This is a genomic window from Agrobacterium sp., from assembly GCF_032092815.1.
In the GTDB taxonomy this organism is placed as follows: domain Bacteria; phylum Pseudomonadota; class Alphaproteobacteria; order Rhizobiales; family Rhizobiaceae; genus Agrobacterium.
Map to the genome: position 1 here is coordinate 1 of NZ_DAMDBP010000052.1, position 258 is coordinate 258.

General features: G+C 54.3%; 1 protein-coding gene. It reads left to right on the plus strand.

The genetic code is table 11. The features are described 5' to 3' along the window. The coding region (locus tag RT613_RS20995; RefSeq protein WP_409558875.1) for an asparaginase at positions 1-176 on the plus strand (176 nt) is incomplete at its 5' end. Between the last annotated feature and the right edge of the window lie 82 nt (positions 177-258).

Consider the following 258-nt stretch of genomic DNA (forward strand, 5'->3'; position numbering starts at 1 on the left):
GCGAGGACGGAACGACACGCGCTGCTGAAGCGATGATCACGGCACTTCTGGCCCGTTACTCCGAAAAGAGCAGCCAGCAGCTACAGGACCTGCTCGATATGTCCAATCGCAGCATGAAAAACTGGAACAGGATCCACGTCGGTGATGTCCGCGTTGCAGCCGATTTTGCGCAGTGATGTTGCCAGCCCCCATCCTTGATTGAGATAAGGAAAATCGAAAAATGTTTACGCTGTTTTCCACGCCAGGCACCTGTTCGCG